The sequence below is a fragment of the Halocatena salina genome, from assembly GCF_023115355.1.
In the GTDB taxonomy this organism is placed as follows: domain Archaea; phylum Halobacteriota; class Halobacteria; order Halobacteriales; family Haloarculaceae; genus Halocatena; species Halocatena salina.
Window position 1 is genome coordinate 797,009 of sequence record NZ_CP096019.1, and the last position, 17,785, is coordinate 814,793.

The following is a 17,785-nucleotide window of genomic DNA, read 5'->3' on the forward strand; positions in this document are numbered from 1 at the left end:
ATCGATGCGACAGTGTTTACCACACATTATGAATAAAACTACCGACGCTTTGGAACGGTGTCGCCGTAGAGTGTCGCTCTCCGACTCATTGACCGACGTTTGGGAAGAAAATTTCCCATCCCTCGTGTCGGAAGCTTCCTAGCACCGTCTTATCGAGGGTTTGGACGTGCGTGTACAACTCCTCGCGCTCGGTTGCGGCCTGCATCAGGTCTTGGGCGTGTTGCGGTTCGTAGTTGCCAGCGAGGAGGATCACGTTGGCCGTCGCCTCATCATACAAGACGGTTACCTGGAAGATCTGCCCGCCGGATTTGGATTGGTACACTTCGTACTCCGGGAAGCCGCCACCTTCCTCGTGGCCGCGCTCGAACGTCTCGGAAAACTCCTCGGCGTCGTTGTCTGCGATCACGTGAATGAAGCCGTATCGGTCGGTATCACCCACCTCCGGCGGATTCGGAGCAGTATCGTCGGCTGCGATCGCGGTCGCCGTCCAGCCTTCTTGTTCGAGCTCGGCAGCCATCCCATTCATGTCATCGATCGTGGCTTGCCACGCCGATTTCCCTTCTTCGGTGGTAGCTGCACTTTGTTCGGCGTGAGCCCCATCTTCACCGGATTCGGTCATACTGACAGCTGGATCGCATAGACATTAAAGTTCACTCTCTCTTCCTTGGAGGCTGGAGCAATATTCATCACTATACAATTCTATTAAGATAAACTTCAACCTCCAAAAACAGTGTTCGTCACTAACTTGAGATAGTATGATTTGTGTGGCACTGACGATTGTATTATGCATGGTGTTCAGAGTGGGTATTAGTAGCAGTGCATATTCGTCCATACGTCTTTTATAAAAATTAGTAGTAACTTTTAATACATTACATAGCGACATTATGGTATGTCAGTAGCGATTGACACAGAATCCGGTGTGAATAAGGACGCATACGATGCGGAGTTCGATGATAACCACACAGTTCACGATGAGAAAGTCAGCACCTGCACTATCATACCGCACGGCGCAGGTGCGTGTATCACTTGTTTTTGACGGGAGGGACCACAACAACCGACGTTTTCGACGGTTGTAGTGGATCGGGGCCGTTCGTTCGGCGCTTACCGTGCGACACCGAACACGGTTTCGAGCACGAACGAAAGCGCGAGGATGAAAACGCTTGCCAGCAGCAGTTTCGCTCCGGTTGGAAATCGTTCATCGGCCGTCAGTCCGTACGAATCGAGCGGCGGGAGTCGTTGAAGCCTCGCCTGCAACACCGGTTTGTCGGGTTCCGGTAGCCGGGAATCGTCACGCCACGGAGGCGTTGGCCGGAGGGCGAACGTACCGATCCCGAACAGCCCGATTCCGAGCACGAACAGGACGAACTTCACACCTACCCAGCCCCAACCGAACACGAAGCTGCTGATGGCTGCACCGACAAAGGCGATCACCGTGACGGCGACGGCGTACACGAACGCATCCACCATCTGCCGAACACGGATCGACGGCTGTCGATCCATCAGTCGTGATCGAAGAGGTGTCCGAACACCGGCTCTGGCTCCTCATGCTCCGAGCAGTGCCGATGACAGTAGCTCATTCGCCCCGTCTCGCTCACCGAGTGGTGTTCTGGGGGTTCTTGCCCACAGACCGATCCGAACTCCTCTACCAGTAGCTGGTGTGCCTGTGATTCTTCATCCGCTTCGATGAGTTCGATCACCGCTTCAATGTGAGTCCTGACGTTGCTCGGAACGTCGGAAAGCGCGGCTTCGAGCCGTTCTTCGTCGCTCATCTCCTCGGCGGCAGGTTGCTCCGTTTCCGGTGTTTTCGATTCGGGCGTGAACACCTCTTCGACGACGCTAACGATGTCATCGAAGCCTGTTTCCAGCCCCAGAAGGCGCTTTGCGCGCTCACGAATTCCAACGCTCCGTTGCTCGCGATTGCGGAGGATGTCGCGAAGGAGTTCGATCCCCTCCCAGGCGTGCTCGTCGACATCCTCGAACCCGTCCGGCCGGATCTTCACCGGACACCGCGTGCTGAACGGACAGCCCGATGGGGGATTTCGGGGACTAGGTGGCGTCCCCCGGAGTGTGACGCGCTCGCTGGTCGCTGTCGGATCCGGCTCTGGTATCGCCGACAACAACGAGTAGGTGTAGGGGTTTTTCGGATTCCGGAACAGTTCTTCAGTCTCTCCGATCTCCATGATGTGACCGAGATACATCACGGCGACTCGGTCACAGATGTGGCGAACGACAGAAAGGTCGTGGGCGATGAACAGGTACGTCAGTCCGAACCGTTCTTGGAGATCTTCGAGTAGGTTCAACACCTTCGCTTGTACCGAGACATCGAGCGCACTCACCGGTTCGTCGAGAACGACGAACTCCGGTTCGAGCGCGAGTGCACGGGCGATACCGACGCGTTGTCGTTGACCGCCGGAAAACTGGTGGGGGTACCGATAGTAGTGCTCTTCTTGTAGTCCCACTGTTTCCAACAACTCTCTGACGCGCGCACGACGAAGACGGGCGCTAGAGACAGAGATGGACAGCGACACCGTCACGGACGATTCGCGTTCGGTGGTCGATACGTCTACGGCGGACTCGTCCATCGGGATCGCCTCCCGTGTCGCCACGGTTGGACCGTCATCCCCGACGGTGACGGTGATATCGGCCTGATCGTCGTCTGTGAGCGTGCCGTCGCCCGACAGGCTCACGGACCGTTCCTTGGGATCGTCGACGGCGACAGTGAAGTTGGGCCAGTCGTGTACGTCGAGCGGCTCACGGATGATTTCCCCGACCGTCATTCGGCTGTTGAGGCTAGATTCGGGGTCTTGAAACACGATCTGGGCGTCACGCCGCCACTTCTTCAGTTCCGAACCGGAAAGGGTCGTCACGTCACGCCCATCGAACAACACTTCGCCTTCGGTGGCGGTTTCGAGTTGAACGAGCGTCCGTCCGAGCGTGGTCTTTCCACAGCCCGACTCGCCGACCAGCCCGAGCGTCTCGCCGCGCGCGATCGAGAAGTCGACACCGTCCACGGCTTTGACGGGCTGAGAGCCGAGTATCCCGCCAGTATCGTAGTACGTTTTCAGCCCGTTAACGTCAACGAGCGGATCAGTCGTAGCCGTCTGTCGTGATTCGGTGAGTAGCTCCTCGCTCATCGTCGATCGCCTCCGTCGATCTCTCCGAGAGACCGGTGCCGTTCGAGAGTCTCCTCTGTGGATAGTTCCTCTGGATAGAGCAGGCACGCAGCGGTGTGGATACGTTCCTCATCGCCCACGTTGACGTTCTCGGGGTGGACGACTTCACAGGCATCGAACGCCTCGGGACACCGGGGTGCGAACCGACAGTACGTCGGTCGTTCGTTCGGTGTCGGAACGTCACCCTCGATGGTTCTGAGCCGATCCTCTTCGGGATGTCGGCCGGGAATCGATTCGAGCAGTCCCCGAGTGTAGGGATGTTTCGGGGCGGCAAACAACTTCTTGACAGGGGCTTTCTCGACGAGTTCACCCGCATACATCACGTTCACTTGATCGGCGATCTCCGCGATCACACCCATATCGTGGGTAATGAACATTATCGCCAGGTCGCGCTCCTCTTGGATCTCCATCAGGAGTTCGAGGATCTGAGCCTGAATCGTCACGTCCAGCGCCGTGGTCGGTTCGTCACAGATGAGCAACTCGGGTTTACACGCCAACGCCATGGCGATGACCGCACGCTGGCGCATCCCACCCGAGAACTCGTGTGGATACTCGTCGACCCGACGGTGAGCGTCGGGAATCGAGACGGATTCGAGGAGTCTGATAGCTTCCTCGTGGGCTTGCTCGCCCTGCGATCCCTGATGGAGACGGATCGCTTCTTTGATCTGGTTGCCGACGGTGTACACCGGGTTCAGAGAGGTAAGCGGATCTTGGAAGATCATGGAGATCCCCCGTCCTCGAAGCGTCCGGAACGCGTCTTCGGTGGCGTGCGTCGCATCGACGTACCCACTATCGGTATCACGCACGACGAACGCGTCCTCATCGGTGATACCGAGTACATCAGTAAGCCGGCGTTCGACCAGCCCGCGCATCGTGACGATGTCCTCACGCGCGAGTTCGACCGGATCGACGTCGGATCCGCTCCGTTCGCCGCCAGTGATCCTCGAAGGAGCAACCCCCTGTTCGAGCAGCCGCTCGATGCAGTCTGCGACGTCGTGTTCAGTGCGAAGCGCATCGATGTCGATCGTTCGATCGGGATGCTGTTGTGCGAGGCGCTCGACGGTCCCCGGGTCGTTGAACCGAACGCTGCCCCCGACCACGCGACCGGGAGCGTCGATCAGACCCATGATCGATCGGGCCGTCACGCTCTTTCCCGAACCGGACTCACCGACGATCCCAACGGTCTCACCCCGGTCGATCTCGAAGCTGATGGAGTCAACCGCCCGGATCGTCTCCTTGTCGGTGAAAAACGACGTCTGGAGGTTCTCGACGGTCAACAGCGCCTCATCAGTCCGGTCGACCGACGCCGGTGAATATGAATTCATACTCATGTTTATGCACCTCCACCGGTGGCGGTCGCACCGGCACTTGCATCTTCACCCTCGCTTTCGGGATCCATCGCGTCCCGGATCCCATCACCCAGCGCGTTGAACCCCGTAACGACGATTACGATGAGGATGCCGGGGAGGAGTGAGATGTGCCAGGCAGGAGTCGTAACGTAGTCCTGTCCCGTATCGATAGCTCGTCCCCACTCCGGAGTGGGTGGATCGATACCCAGTCCTAAGAACGACAGTCCCGCTATGCCGATGATGACGCCGCCGAGCGACATCGATCCGTAAATCAGGAGATAGCTCAGGAGATACGGCAGCATGTGCTTTCGCATCGTCGTCATCGATCGTTGTCCGTAGCTCTTTGCGGCATCGACCCACTCTTGTTCGGCCACCTGAAGCGCCGGACCACGGACCGCTCGCCACAGCCCCGGCCAGTACACCACGCCGAAGGCGAGCGCGAGCAACAGCCCGCCGTTGTAGATCTCCCAGAGCCAGTGACTCTGGAACACCGCCACGACGAGGAGCAACAATAGGATCCCCGGTAGCGACTGGATCGAGTCGCTGACGAACACCACCGACAGATCGACCAATCCCTTATAATAGGCGGTGAGCATCGCAAAGCCGCCAGCCAACACGACGCTCACCCCGATGGCGATGAGACCGATGGCCAGCGAGATCCGAGCACCGTACGCCATGAAGGTAAAGAGATCCTGTCCAGGATTAGGCATCGTGCCAAAGGGATGGAACCGATCGTACTGATCGTACTGCCACGGACCGATGTTGGTCGTTCCCGCTCCTCGGGAAGCGGTGTCGAGGTTCGCATCGAGCACCGCTATCGTCTCGACGCTCTCGCTGTCGGCGTCGTAGTATTGGACCTCATACTGACTCGTATGGTAGATGTTCTGGTCGGCTGGGGTCGGGCTGACCGTCGGCGCGAACAACGCCATGCCGACGAACAGCAACACCACGACAAACCCGAACTGACCCCACCGATGGGTTCGAAGCCTGTCAACCATGTCGTCTCGGGGAGTCCAATCCGCAAACCGATAGTGGCGGACGTAGAGACGGTAGCCCCGCCAGCACCACCACAACAAGGCGAACATGTAGGCGTACACCATCACGACTCGAAGCAGCCACGCATATTTGGGCTCCAGACCGAGGAACGTCCCATGCCACGTGCCATCCGGCGTCTGATACCCTTGATTGGGGATCACGTCACGGGACAACAGCGTCGGCAGTCCATCGGCCACGTGAGCCGCACTCGTGAGCGCACCGTCGATAGCCCCACCGATCGAGGGCACCACCGGCCCGCCCACCACCATGGCCACAGCACTGGCGACAGCGCCAGCAAGTCCTGACATGACTGTGATGGCCACCGAGGTGATCGCTCCGATTTCGAGCGCGAGCAGTACACCTAACACACCCACCCAGAGCAGCGCTGGACGAGGATTTTCCCGGAGTCGTTCTCTGAACGGCAGTTCAGTAGTAGCAGTTTCACTCATGATTGATCATACCCGATTCGTGGATCGATCAGCGTGTACAACAGATCTTGAAGGATGTTCACGACCTGAAGGAAGATTGCGAAGACGAACAACAGTCCACCCGCGAGCGCGAGGTCACCTTGTTTGACTGCATCGAACGTAAGCTTCCCCAGCCCGTTGATCGCGAAGACGGTTTCTACGAGCACCGATCCACCGATCAGCACGAACGCCTCGCTCGAAATGACTGGCACCAGCGGGATCAACGCGTTGCGGAACACGTGTTTCCAGACGATCATCCGACGGCCCAGTCCCTTGGCACGGGCGGTTTCGACGTAGTCGGAGTTGATAGTTTCGAGCACGGCGGTCCGGCCGATTCGCATCTCGTTACCCATCGAGGCCGATCCCAGCACGATCGCTGGCGGTAAGATCCATTTGGTCGCGGCGATCAACGCCGTCGGATCACCGAGGTTCGCAAGACTCGCTGTTCCGATCACATCCGTCTCGACGAGGAAGTTACTCCACGAGAGTGGAACGCCGATCAGGTCTTCAGTCAATCCCTCCGAGCTGACGAGCACGCTCGAAAGGATGATGGCGAGCCAGAAGTTCGGCATCGCTCGCCAGACGATTCCTCCGAACGAGGCGAAATAATCAGGGAAGGTGTTCGGGCGCAATCCAGCGTAAAATCCCAGCGGGATCCCGATGAGCAACGCGATCAATACCGACCAGAAGCCGAGCCAAATCGTGATCGGTGCACGCGCAATGATCAGATCAAGCACTGCCGCGCCCCGATTGATCACCCACGTTTGGCCGAAACTGAACGTCACGAGACCGGCCATGAAGTCGATGTACTGTTCCCATAGCGGCACCGGTGTCCCATCAGGATTGATTATCCCCAATTGGACTCTCATCCGATGGGCGATCTCCGGGTTCTGGTTCTGTCCGAGCGCTGCCGCAACTGGGTCCCTCGGACCGGCCCGGATCACGAGGAACACGAGTGACATGGCGAAAAACACCACCGGTACGGAGAGAACTAGTCGCCGGAAGAAATACTGCCACCGGCTCATGGGCGCTCACCGTTCGTTCTGTATTGATGTATTGATGACATACTTTGCGTTTCTATTTGAGGCAAATATCTCTTTCCTTTGGCTTATCGCTGACACAGCGAAAAACAACCGTATTAACCGATTACTCCTGCTCTTTCCAGATCGTGTTGTACATGCTCCGTGAAACGCCCATTCCGCCGAACTTATCTTCAATATGGACGTTCTGGTAGCTGAAGTACTCGGTGGCGATGGCGTTGGTCGGAATGAGCACCGCGTCCTCCCAGTTGGCTTCTTCCATCTGGATGTACGCTTCCTCTCGGGTTTTCCGTTCCTTATCGGACGGCCCGAGGTTGTTCTGGATCTTTTCGAACGCGTTGGCCGCCTTTTCGGACGCTTCAGTCGTCGAGTCACGGCCCCAGTCGAGATACGTGTACGCTGCCGGATCACCTGTATGGGTGTTCGGCGGGTACAGCAGCTTCAGGAAGTTGTCCGGTCGAGGCCAGTCGGCGATCCACCCCAGCGAGTACAGCTCGTTCGTCCCGTTCTCGCCGCGCTGTTGGAGCGTCTGGAAGTCGGCCGCCTGAGCCGATATGTCGATGTACGCCTGTCCAGCCCGCTGCTGGAGGTTCTTCGCAAGGTCCGAGAACTCCTTCGATTGGTAGTGGGTGAAGTCCAGCTGGTAGCGGTTGTTCTCGCCGTATCCGGCCTCCTCCATCACCTTTTTCGCACCTTCTGCGTCGTTTTTGCCGGGGCTGTAGGGATAGTTCTCTTGGACGTGTGTGTCCGCCGCGTCCGGCCCGCCGGGGTAGACGAGCGATGGGGTGAGGTGGTACGCCGGAATCCGGCGGTTCTTGTACACCTGCTTCACGTACGACTCCGTGTTGAAGAGGTACGCGATCGCCTGCCGGACGGGTTTTGGAACGTTCGAGACGTTGAACGCGATGTAACGCGTGGCGACCTCCGGCACTTTCAGGTAGTCGAACTCCTCGCCGTTGGTGTGTTTGTACGTTCCCGTTTCGCGTTTCTTGTCATCGGTGTTGTCGACCGAAACGCCACCGGGATCGAACTCCGAGGTGGGAATGTTGAAGATGTCGGCGTTACCCTCCATCGCGTAGTTGAGCATGGCCGAATCGTCCTCAATCACCGCCCAGTGAACACCGTCGACGTAGGCGGTCTGGCCGTGGTAGTCCTCATATCGGACGACTTCGGCCTCTTCCTGTTTGTTCCAGTGATCGAACTTGAACGGACCGGCACCGATCGGATTCGTCTCGGTGAACTCGGTGTACTGATCGGACGGCTCGTCCGATGTGCCTTCCTCCTCCAAAGAGCCGACGATGCCCTGAGGAACGATCGCGAACGCGGCGTAGGCCAGCACTTCGAGCGTGGAGTGGAACGGCTGTTCGAGCGTTACCTCTACCGTCTTCTCGTCGACCGCCTTTACACCCAACGTCCCCGGTTCGTAGTTGCCGTCCGAATCGGTCTCGTGGGTGACACCGATCGAACTGAGGATGAAATCCGACCGAACTGAGTGGGGCGAGCCAGCGACCCGCTCGAAAGAGTACACCACGTCCTTTGCCGTCACCGGATCCCCGTTGTGGAACGTGGCGTCTTTGAGCGTGAACGTGTACACCGTGTTGTCGTCGCTGGTCTCGTAGTTCTCCGCGAGCAGGGACTCGACCTCGACCGTCCCGGCGGGGTAGTGCACCAGCGGATCGAACACCTGCGTGATGATCCGCCCGGAGGCGGTGCCATCACTGGCAACCGGATCGAACCCATCCATCGTGGAGTTGACGAAGTTCAACCGCCCGCCTTTCTGGGGAGTTTGGGATCCACCGTTGTCGCCCCCGTCGTCACCGCCGATACATCCCGCCAACGACATCGCGGCAGCCGCACCACCCGTCGCTTGGAGGAACCCCCGTCGTGAGAGTCCTTCACTGTCTGTCATTCCATCACCTCTTCAATGATCCTTGGTGATAAATTTGCCGTTATTCGTCTACGTTCATATCGTGGTTCCGATACGGGGTCCGAGATCGATTTCCGGACAGTCGGGGCTATTACGGTGGATATACCACCGGTCGTGGCACACATATACACATTTCATCATTAATAAACCACACCTCTAATATCCAAGTATAAGTGAAATCGCTGTTTCACTCACGCATCGGTTTCGCCCCGCGTCTCACTCGGACGGGCTGCGGTCCACCGCCGATTACCCACCCATATACGTATTATTTCTAATGTGTAATCACTCGTTCTCAGTTTCGTCACGTTTATATCGGTGTGGAAACAACTGACAGATATGGTGCCAGATACGGCCCCGGCGTCGGAGACACGCGTCGATCATGAGGTGATGATGGCTGTCGATTCCGATCAGCTCATCATTGCTGACGTTTGTCGGGACGGAGCCTGGCTGAAGATGCCGACCGCAGAAGCGGCGACGATCGAGGAGTGGCGATAAGGACGGTCCATCGCCCAGCCTGCGGTTCGTATCGTTCGGGAACCTTTTTGCCGATATCGTTCGTGGGATCCCTGTATGGACTATCGGACTGTCGAAAGCAGTCGTGAGTTCGTCGCTCGAATGGACCACGGTGTGGACTGGCGCGATCAGATCGAGACGTTTGCGGACGAGCGCGGGATCGATGCAGCGTTCTTTTATGGCTTGGGTGCTGTACAGGACGCGGAGCTACTGTTTTACGATCACGACGCCCAAGAGTATCGTCCGATCACGTTCGAGGAGCCACTGGAAGTGACCGCGTGCGTCGGAAACATCTCCAAACTCGACGGCGAGCCGTTTGCTCACACTCACATGACGCTTTCCGATAGCGAGGGACGGACGGTTGCAGGACACCTCGACTGGGCGACGACGTACGCGGGCGAGCTGTACGTTCGGGAGTTCGACACCGAGTTGGTTCGCCAGCGCGATGAGACGACGGACTTGGATCTCTGGGAGCTGTGAACGCTGAGGAGCGCTATTTCGAGCAGATCGAAGATCGATTGGACGAGGCGTTTTCGGTCGCCCGCTCGGCCAAAGAACGCGGCGGAGATCCGAGTACGGAAGTGGAGATCCCGGTGGCCAAGGACATGGCCGACCGCGTGGAGAACATCCTCGGTATCGAAGGGGTCGCACAACGGGTTCGAGAACTCGAAGGGCAGATGAGCCGCGAAGAGGCCGCGTTGACGCTAGCCGAAGATTTCGCCGAGGGACGGGTCGGTGAATACGAAACCACGGCAGGAATGATCGAAGGTGCGGTGCGAACCGCCGTCGCGCTGCTCACCGAGGGTGTCGTGGCGGCACCCATCGAGGGAATCGATCGTGTGGAAGTGCTCGAAAACGACGACGGTTCCCGGTTCGTTCGGGTGTTCTACGCCGGTCCGATCCGTTCCGCTGGCGGGACCGCCCAAGCGCTGTCCGTGCTCGTCGCGGACTACGCTCGAACGCTGCTCGGGTTGGATCGGTACAAGCCTCGTGACGATGAGATCGAACGCTACGCCGAAGAGTTGGGTCTGTACGACAACGAAACGGGGCTACAGTACTCACCGAAAGACAAGGAGACGACGTTTATCGCTGAGCACTGTCCGATCATGCTCGATGGAGAGGCGACGGGCGAAACGGAGGTATCCGCCACCCGCGATTTGGAGCGCGTCGACACGAACAACCCTCGAGGTGGAATGTGTCTGGTGCTCGGGGAGGGGATCGCGCAGAAGGCCCCGAAGATTAAGCGGTACACCGGACAGCTCGAGGAGCTTGAATGGCCGTGGCTCGACGATCTGATTGAGGGAACGATCGGTACTGACACCACAGACAGCTCCGAATCCGACACAGATGGCGACACCGATGCCGACAGCCAAGCGCCGGTCGTTGAAGACACACCGGCCTCGGAATCGGGACCTCCACGAGCGGAATCGACGACGAAGTTCCTCCGTGACCTCATCGCCGGTCGGCCCGTCTTTTCCCACCCCTCCCGAACTGGCGGCTTTCGGCTGCGGTACGGACGGGCGCGCAACCACGGCTTTGCGACCGCTGGCGTCCATCCTGCGACGATGCATCTGGTCGATGATTTTCTCGCAACCGGTACGCAGATCAAAACGGAACGCCCCGGGAAGGCTGCTGGTGTCGTACCCGTCGACACGATCGAGGGACCGACGGTTCGGCTGGCAAACGGCGAAGTGCGCCGCATCGACGATCCCGAGGAAGCCCGGTCGATCCGAAACGGGGTCGAAGCCATCCTCGATCTCGGGGAGTATCTCGTCAACTACGGGGAGTTCGTCGAGAACAACCATCCACTCGCCCCAGCGTCTTACACCGTCGAATGGTGGGTTCAGGAGTTCGATCGTGCCGGGGCAGACGTACAGGCCCTGCGGGATGACCCGCACGTGGATCTCTCCGATCCCCCAGTGACACGGGCGATAGGGTGGGCCACCGAATACGAGGCCCCTCTTCACCCCGAATACACGTATTTGTGGCACGATCTCACTGTCGAGCAGTTCGACGAATTGGCCGATGCCGTCTCAGAGGGACGGATTTCCGAGACTGACGACACGCTGTTCGTCCCCCGAGCCAAGCCCACTCGGATCGCGCTCGAAACGCTGCTCGTCGAGCATACGACCGACGACGAAATCGTGATTCCCGACGCGAGCGCACTCGTCCGCTCGCTCGGACTGACCGCGGATCTCGAACGGATGTGGTCGTTAAACGATCTGTCCGAGACCGCTCGGTCGTGGGGTGAAAGCGACGGGAGCAACGCCATCAAGGCTGTAAACGAGGTTGCGCCGTTCTCGGTTCGGGAGCGCGCACCGACCCGCGTTGGTAACCGGATGGGCCGCCCGGAGAAATCCGAAAAGCGCGAGTTGAACCCAGCGGTTCACACGCTGTTCCCGATCGGTGAAGCTGGTGGCAGCCAGCGGGACGTCGCACAGGCGGCTGCTCACACGGAGTCGATGCGATCGACCACAGGAGAAGTCGAGTTGGAGATCGCACGCCGAGAGTGTGTCGACTGTGGAACGACGACGTTTACGGCCCGGTGTCCGGACTGTGGTGGGATCACCGAGCCGGTGTACGTCTGTGGTGATTGTGACATCCGTGTCGAACCCGATGAGTCCGGGCGGGCGGAATGTCCCCGGTGTGAGGAGCTTGCCACCCCCGTCGAGTACCGGACGATCGACGTGGATGAAACGTACCACGAGGCGTTGTCGGCCGTCGGAGAGCGGGAACACGCCTTCGAGATCCTCAAAGGGGTGAAAGGACTCACCTCCGAGCAGAAGGTTCCCGAACCGATGGAGAAGGGTATCCTGCGCGCGAAACACGACGTTTCGGCGTTCAAAGACGGGACGATCCGATACGACATGACGGATCTCCCGGTGACGGCAGTCCGGCCAGCCGAGTTGGACGTCACTGTCGAGCAGTTCCGCGAGCTGGGATACGAAACCGACATCGACGGCGAGCCGTTGCGCCACGACGATCAGCTGATCGAACTGCGAGTCCAAGACATCGTTCTTTCCAGTGGTGCAGCCGAGCACATGCTCAAAACGGCTGATTTCGTGGATGATCTCCTCAAACGCTACTACGGGATGGAGCCGTTTTATGAGGTCGACGACCGCGACGATCTGGTGGGTGAACTAGTGTTCGGGATGGCACCACACACCTCGGCGGCGGTCGTCGGGCGCGTCGTCGGATTCACCGACGCCGCCGTCGGGTATGCGCATCCGTATTTTCACGCTGCAAAAAGACGGAACTGCGATGGTGACGAAGATTGCGTGATGTTGTTGATGGACGGCTTGTTGAACTTCAGCAAGCTGTATCTGCCGGATAAACGCGGTGGGAGTGTGACAGCGGACACCCGTCTTACCGCCTTCGGTCCGACAGGGAAACTCCGAACGCTCCCGATCGAGGAGTTGTGGACAGCTCTGGACTGTCCGATCGAGTACGACGGGAAGTTCGAGAAAAAGAGCTGTCTCGGGGAGGAATGGACGACGTACGCGTTCGACGACCATTACGAGGCGACGCCCAAACCGATCGAGAAGGCCATCCGGTACCGCGTCGAGGACGAAGAGCTGCTCCGTGTCGAAACACAGTTCGGACGATCGCTGACGATCACAGACAACCACAGCCTCTTCCGGTACGACGACGGCATTGAGACCGTCTCCGGAGCGAAACTCGAAACCGGCGATCTGATCCTCGCACCCCGTCGGCTGGGAGTCGACGAAACGGAAACCACCATCGACGTGACCGACTGTCTGGAGACACCCCACGTCTTCATCGACGATCCGGACGAGGAGAACCGACCCACAGAACGGGAGACCCTTCCCTTCGGGATGGTAGCAGACGACGACCCGTCTCATGGCTCTCGATCCGTTCCTACTATCATGGAGATCGGCCGAAAGGACGCATTGGGCGGTCTCAACCGGTACATTCCCGTCGACGAGAAAGTCGCGTGGCTGCTCGGACTGTTCATCGCTGACGGCTCCCGTCGAGAACGACCGGCGCTTTCGCTCGCGGACGATGACGTCTTCGATCGTGTGATAACGATCGCAACGGGAACACTCGGATGTGATCCGATCGTTGAGACCGAACGCGTGCAGTTCCCGACCGTGTTCGACGATGTGCTCGACTATCTCGGCTTTGCGGATACCGACGCTGACGGCGGCGGATTCACCGTTCCGGACTGTATCCTCCGTGGCGAGCGCCAGATCGTACAGTCGTTCCTTCGCGGATACATAGCTGGTGAACACGGCGGATGTGAGAAAACGTCTCATTCACGGATCGATCTTCATGCGCGCAACGAGTCGGTCAAAGACGGGCTGGTGTTCCTACTCCATCGGCTCGGATTGGTCGCGGACATCACCCATCGTCCCACAAGCGAGCCAGCGTACACCCTCTCCGCGACTCGGGAGACCCAAGCCGACAGCGACGAGTCCGAGGAGGATCTCGTGGTCACCGTTCCGAACGCCTTGCTCGAACTCCGTGAGATGGTCCAGAACATCGGTCGACTCATCCCTCGGAAGTACACGCGCCGAGACACGATCCCCGTGACGAAGCTCCGAGAAATCGTCGACGCTCTTGATCGGCGCGACCTGTCGGCGACGGCCGAGACCCGGTTGAATCAGCTCCGTCCACTCGTCGAAGGCGATCTCTCGTATCTCAAAGTAACCGACATCGAACGCGTCGACTACGACGGCTACCTGTACGATCTACAGGTAGGCGGTGAGCCGATCTTCACCGCGAACTGGCTGTACGCCCACAACTCCATGGACGCACCGCTAGTAATGTCCTCGCGAATCGATCCCACGGAGATCGACGACGAAGCCCACAACGTCGACATCGTTTCGTCGTATCCCCTCGACTTCTACGAAGCGACTCGGGAAATGGCCGATGCCGACGAGGTCGACATCACGATCGCGGAGGACACACTCGGAACCGACGACCAGTATTCGGGCTTCGAACACACACACGACACCTCCGATCTCGCCGCCGGTCCGGATCTCTCATCGTATAAGACGCTCGGCTCGATGCTGGAGAAGATGGATGCCCAATTGGAACTCGCCCGAAAGCTCCGGGCGGTCGATGAGACCGACGTCGCAGAGCGTATCATCGAATACCACTTTCTCCCGGATCTCATCGGAAACCTCCGTGCGTTCGCCCGCCAAGAGACCCGGTGTTTGGACTGTAATAGGAAATACCGACGGATGCCGCTCTCCGGCGAGTGTCGGGAGTGTGGTGGTCGCGTGAACCTCACTGTCCATGAAGGATCGGTCAACAAATATCTCGACACCGCGATCCGCGTCGCAGAGGAGTTCGGCTGTCGAGAGTACACTAAACAACGACTCGAAATCCTCAAACGACAGCTCGAAAGTATCTTCGAAAACGATCACAACAAACCCTCTACACTCGGAGACTTCATGTAAACCATAGATCTTTGGGACCGTCTCATCGTCGCCGAGAGGGGGACTTTCTCTCGCAACGGCAAGCCTTATGCTCATTGCTAACTAGCATCAAGATGTAGGAGCGACGGGGATACACTAGACGATTCGATCCAGTTCGTACGGAACTGGATCGGATGAGAGACAAAACCGAAGGCCCCATAACAGGGGAACGAGGTGAACGCCTCGAAGGAGAACCGAAACGGTCCGGTTCTCATCTGCGACAGCGGATGAGAAAGAAGACCAAGTAGCGGATCTCGTGAAAACGGGTTTCGTGAAACTGGGAAACCAGCACAGTCGCAAGGATCGTGGAAAACGTCTCCCGTCTGGGTCCAAGCCGTGGCTGTTACGCTTTTCATCGTAGATCACTATACAGACCATCCACATGTCGAACCAGGCGATGCTCTCAGGCTCTACACACATCGGTCGGGTGTTCCTTCGTGTCGGTGATCTCGATCGAACCGTCGAGTACTACGAGACAACCATCGGTCTCACGATCCACCGCCACGACGCCGATCGAGCGGTTTTGGGAACGGAAACCGAATCGCTGTTGGTGGTGAACGCTACACCGTCCGTTCCCCCGCGAGAACGAACCGAAACGGGACTGTTCCACGTGGCGTTTCGGGTGCCGTCACGGACGGCGTTAGCCGCCACACTCGGCCGGATTCGTGATCACGAACGGTGGCAGTTGGACGGGGCGTCTGATCATCTTGTCAGCGAGGCGTTATACGCCACCGATCCGGAGGGAAACGGGGTAGAAGTGTACTGTGACCGGCCGCGAGACGCGTGGCCGACCCCAGCGGACGGCTCTGTGGGTATGGAGACGCGACCGTTGGACATCGAATCGTTGCCAGAACACTCTCGGGAGCCGACGGTGCCCACCGACACGACCGTCGGCCACGTGCATCTCGAAAGCTCTTCACTCGCTGCCGCGCGGGCGTTTTACGTCGATGATCTCGGTTTCCGTGTCCGGGATCAGTTCGATGAGTCGGCGCTGTTCGTCGCTGCGGGCGACTACCATCACCACGTCGGACTCAACACGTGGAACGAACGGACGGAACCACACACGGGTAGAGGTTTAGATCGGTTCGAACTCGTGGTGCCCGACCGGCACACGCTCGACACGGTACAGTCGCGCTTGGACGCGAGCGGACGACACTTCACCACCACAGAGGGCAGCATCGAAGTTTCCGATCCGGACGGAATCGATCTCAGAGTGATCACCGAGTGATCTATTCGTTCGCCACTCCGGTCACAGCCAGATCGAGAAGCGCCTCGCGGACGGTCAGGAGTGCCCCAAGGTGATCGGTGTCGATCTCCGAGAGGGTCACAGTGGACCGATCGGCAGCCACCGCCCTGACCGGATCGATCCGGACGTTTTCGTCGGCCACGCCGTGCCACGCACGAACTGGAACGTCCGGAGCCGGCAGCGACCACTCGTTTGCGAACAGACGGCTCTCTCGCACCGCACCTGTCGGCCGTCCCGCAAGCGCGCGCCGGAAATCCTGAGACACCGCGCTGGCTGTCGAGGAATCGACTGTCTCTCCGGTGAACTGCCCGAGGACGAACTCGGGACCGCGAACGCGGGCGACCCACCTGACCACGCACAACGTCGCTTCCAACGCTGGCGACACCCGTGAGAGCGTTTCCAGCAACCCACCGTCGTTTTCCGGTACGAGTGCCCCGACTAGTCCGACAGCAGACACCCGGTCGGACTGCTCCGCGACAGCCAGCGCGAACGGTCCCCCACCGGAAAACCCAGCAACTGCGAACGAATCGAGTGAGAGGTGGTCGGCCAACACCTCACAGTCCGTGGCCCACGTTTCGAGCGTCGTGTCGTGGGGATCGGACTCACCGTACCCCGGTCTCGTCGGCGCGATCACCCAGCTGCCCTGTTCACGAGCGGCGTTCTCGAACAGCGAGCCGAGGAAGCACGTTCCGGGAATCCCGTGGTGGAACACCAGCGGCGCGCCATCCTCGTCTCCATACGTGGCGTAGGCCAACCGCCGGCCATCAGGCAACACCAGCGTCTCCACCGCCGAACTGCCCATCTGGTGCTACTCCGGATATTTGGGTTCGCGCCGTTTCGCCCGTTCGAGCGCCCGTTCGATGACCGTACGGACATCGCCGTGGAACGGACCGCCGTGTCCCGAGTACATGTGAGTGATACCGTCCGCGTCGGCGTCATCCTGTTCTGAAAGCCGATCGAGAAGCGTCTCGATGCTATCGATGAGGCGATCGCGCGACTGGCCGGGCATGTCCGTCCGTCCGAAGCTGCCGTCGTCGAACGCTCCGTCGTCGTGGACCACCACATCGCCGGTGAAAACCGTGGTTTCACCCACCAATGAGACGTGATCGTCGGCGTGGCCCGGCGTGTACACCACCTCGAACGTTTCTCCACCGATCTCGATGTCGTTCCCATCGGCGATGGCGTGTGTCCGACGAGGATGGTCAGCATGAGCATAGCAGTCGGGCTGGAAGGCGTCCATCACGGCGTCGAGTGCCCCGATGTGATCGCCGTGTTGATGGGTGAGAACGACCCGGTCGACGGTGTCCGTTCGGTCTTTGATAGCGGTGACGACATCGTCGACTGCACCGGCATCGACGAGCGTCGTCACCTCCCCAGTGACGAGATACGCGTTAGAGGTGAACGTCTCGAACCCTGCCGTGACGTTGTGTACGTCCATACCGGTCGATAGCGATGCTCACACTTCAGCCTACTTCACCGTCTCCTGCCAGCCGACGGATATAAACGACCATCGGGTACCGGCAAGATGTGAAATCGAAGGGAATATTACTCGTTCTATATTATTCTGAACTCGGACAACGCTTTTCAACGA

The 17,785-nt window shown here is 59.1% G+C and carries 13 protein-coding genes; 4 read left to right on the forward strand and 9 right to left on the reverse strand.

Features of this window, described 5'->3' with window-relative positions; genetic code table 11:
• Positions 1 to 85: 85 nt before the first annotated feature.
• From MW046_RS04005 to MW046_RS04035, 7 genes are all read right to left on the reverse strand, one after another.
• Complete coding sequence (locus MW046_RS04005; RefSeq protein ID WP_247994280.1) at positions 86 to 619, reverse strand: DUF7529 family protein; 534 nt, start codon at positions 617 to 619, stop codon at positions 86 to 88.
• Positions 620 to 1,101: 482 nt separating this feature from the next.
• Positions 1,102 to 1,500, reverse strand: a complete 399-nt coding sequence (locus MW046_RS04010; protein ID WP_247994281.1) for a DUF7555 family protein — start codon at positions 1,498 to 1,500, stop codon at positions 1,102 to 1,104.
• Complete coding sequence (locus MW046_RS04015) at positions 1,500 to 3,134, reverse strand: ABC transporter ATP-binding protein (RefSeq protein ID WP_247994282.1); 1,635 nt, start codon at positions 3,132 to 3,134, stop codon at positions 1,500 to 1,502. Before MW046_RS04015 ends, MW046_RS04010 begins: the two co-directional genes overlap by 1 nt.
• On the reverse strand, positions 3,131 to 4,504 hold the full coding sequence (locus MW046_RS04020) for an oligopeptide/dipeptide ABC transporter ATP-binding protein (RefSeq protein ID WP_247994283.1): 1,374 nt from the start codon (positions 4,502 to 4,504) through the stop codon (positions 3,131 to 3,133). The genes MW046_RS04015 and MW046_RS04020 overlap by 4 nt, the downstream gene beginning before the upstream one ends.
• A 2-nt stretch (positions 4,505 to 4,506) precedes the next feature.
• Positions 4,507 to 6,006, reverse strand: coding sequence for an ABC transporter permease (locus MW046_RS04025; RefSeq protein ID WP_247994284.1), 1,500 nt, complete (start codon positions 6,004 to 6,006; stop codon positions 4,507 to 4,509).
• Positions 6,003 to 7,049, reverse strand: coding sequence for an ABC transporter permease (locus MW046_RS04030; protein ID WP_247994285.1), 1,047 nt, complete (start codon positions 7,047 to 7,049; stop codon positions 6,003 to 6,005). Before MW046_RS04030 ends, MW046_RS04025 begins: the two co-directional genes overlap by 4 nt.
• 121 nt (positions 7,050 to 7,170) lie before the next feature.
• On the reverse strand, positions 7,171 to 8,973 hold the full coding sequence (locus MW046_RS04035) for an ABC transporter substrate-binding protein (protein WP_247994286.1): 1,803 nt from the start codon (positions 8,971 to 8,973) through the stop codon (positions 7,171 to 7,173).
• Positions 8,974 to 9,327: 354 nt separating this feature from the next.
• Here MW046_RS04035 and MW046_RS04040 point away from each other — a divergent pair, with 354 nt between their 5' ends.
• From MW046_RS04040 to MW046_RS04055, 4 genes are all read left to right on the forward strand, one after another.
• Positions 9,328 to 9,486 (forward strand): DUF7556 family protein, encoded by a 159-nt coding sequence (locus tag MW046_RS04040; protein ID WP_247994287.1) that lies wholly within the window; start codon positions 9,328 to 9,330, stop codon positions 9,484 to 9,486.
• Between the two features lie 75 nt (positions 9,487 to 9,561).
• A complete protein-coding gene (locus tag MW046_RS04045) occupies positions 9,562 to 9,984 on the forward strand; it encodes a PPC domain-containing DNA-binding protein (RefSeq protein ID WP_247994288.1) in 423 nt (140 codons plus the stop codon).
• Entirely contained in the window at positions 9,981 to 14,930 is a 4,950-nt protein-coding gene (locus MW046_RS04050; protein ID WP_247994289.1) for a DNA polymerase II large subunit, read from the forward strand. The genes MW046_RS04045 and MW046_RS04050 overlap by 4 nt, the downstream gene beginning before the upstream one ends.
• A 400-nt stretch (positions 14,931 to 15,330) precedes the next feature.
• On the forward strand, positions 15,331 to 16,176 hold the full coding sequence (locus MW046_RS04055; protein WP_247994290.1) for a VOC family protein: 846 nt from the start codon (positions 15,331 to 15,333) through the stop codon (positions 16,174 to 16,176).
• A 1-nt stretch (position 16,177) separates the two neighbouring features.
• Here MW046_RS04055 and MW046_RS04060 read toward each other — a convergent pair whose 3' ends face one another.
• The gene (locus MW046_RS04060) at positions 16,178 to 16,996 is read right to left on the reverse strand and encodes an alpha/beta fold hydrolase (RefSeq protein WP_247994291.1); all 819 of its coding nucleotides are present in this window, start codon (positions 16,994 to 16,996) and stop codon (positions 16,178 to 16,180) included.
• A gap of 6 nt (positions 16,997 to 17,002) precedes the next feature.
• On the reverse strand, positions 17,003 to 17,632 hold the full coding sequence (locus MW046_RS04065) for an MBL fold metallo-hydrolase (RefSeq protein WP_247994292.1): 630 nt from the start codon (positions 17,630 to 17,632) through the stop codon (positions 17,003 to 17,005).
• Positions 17,633 to 17,785: the final 153 nt, after the last annotated feature.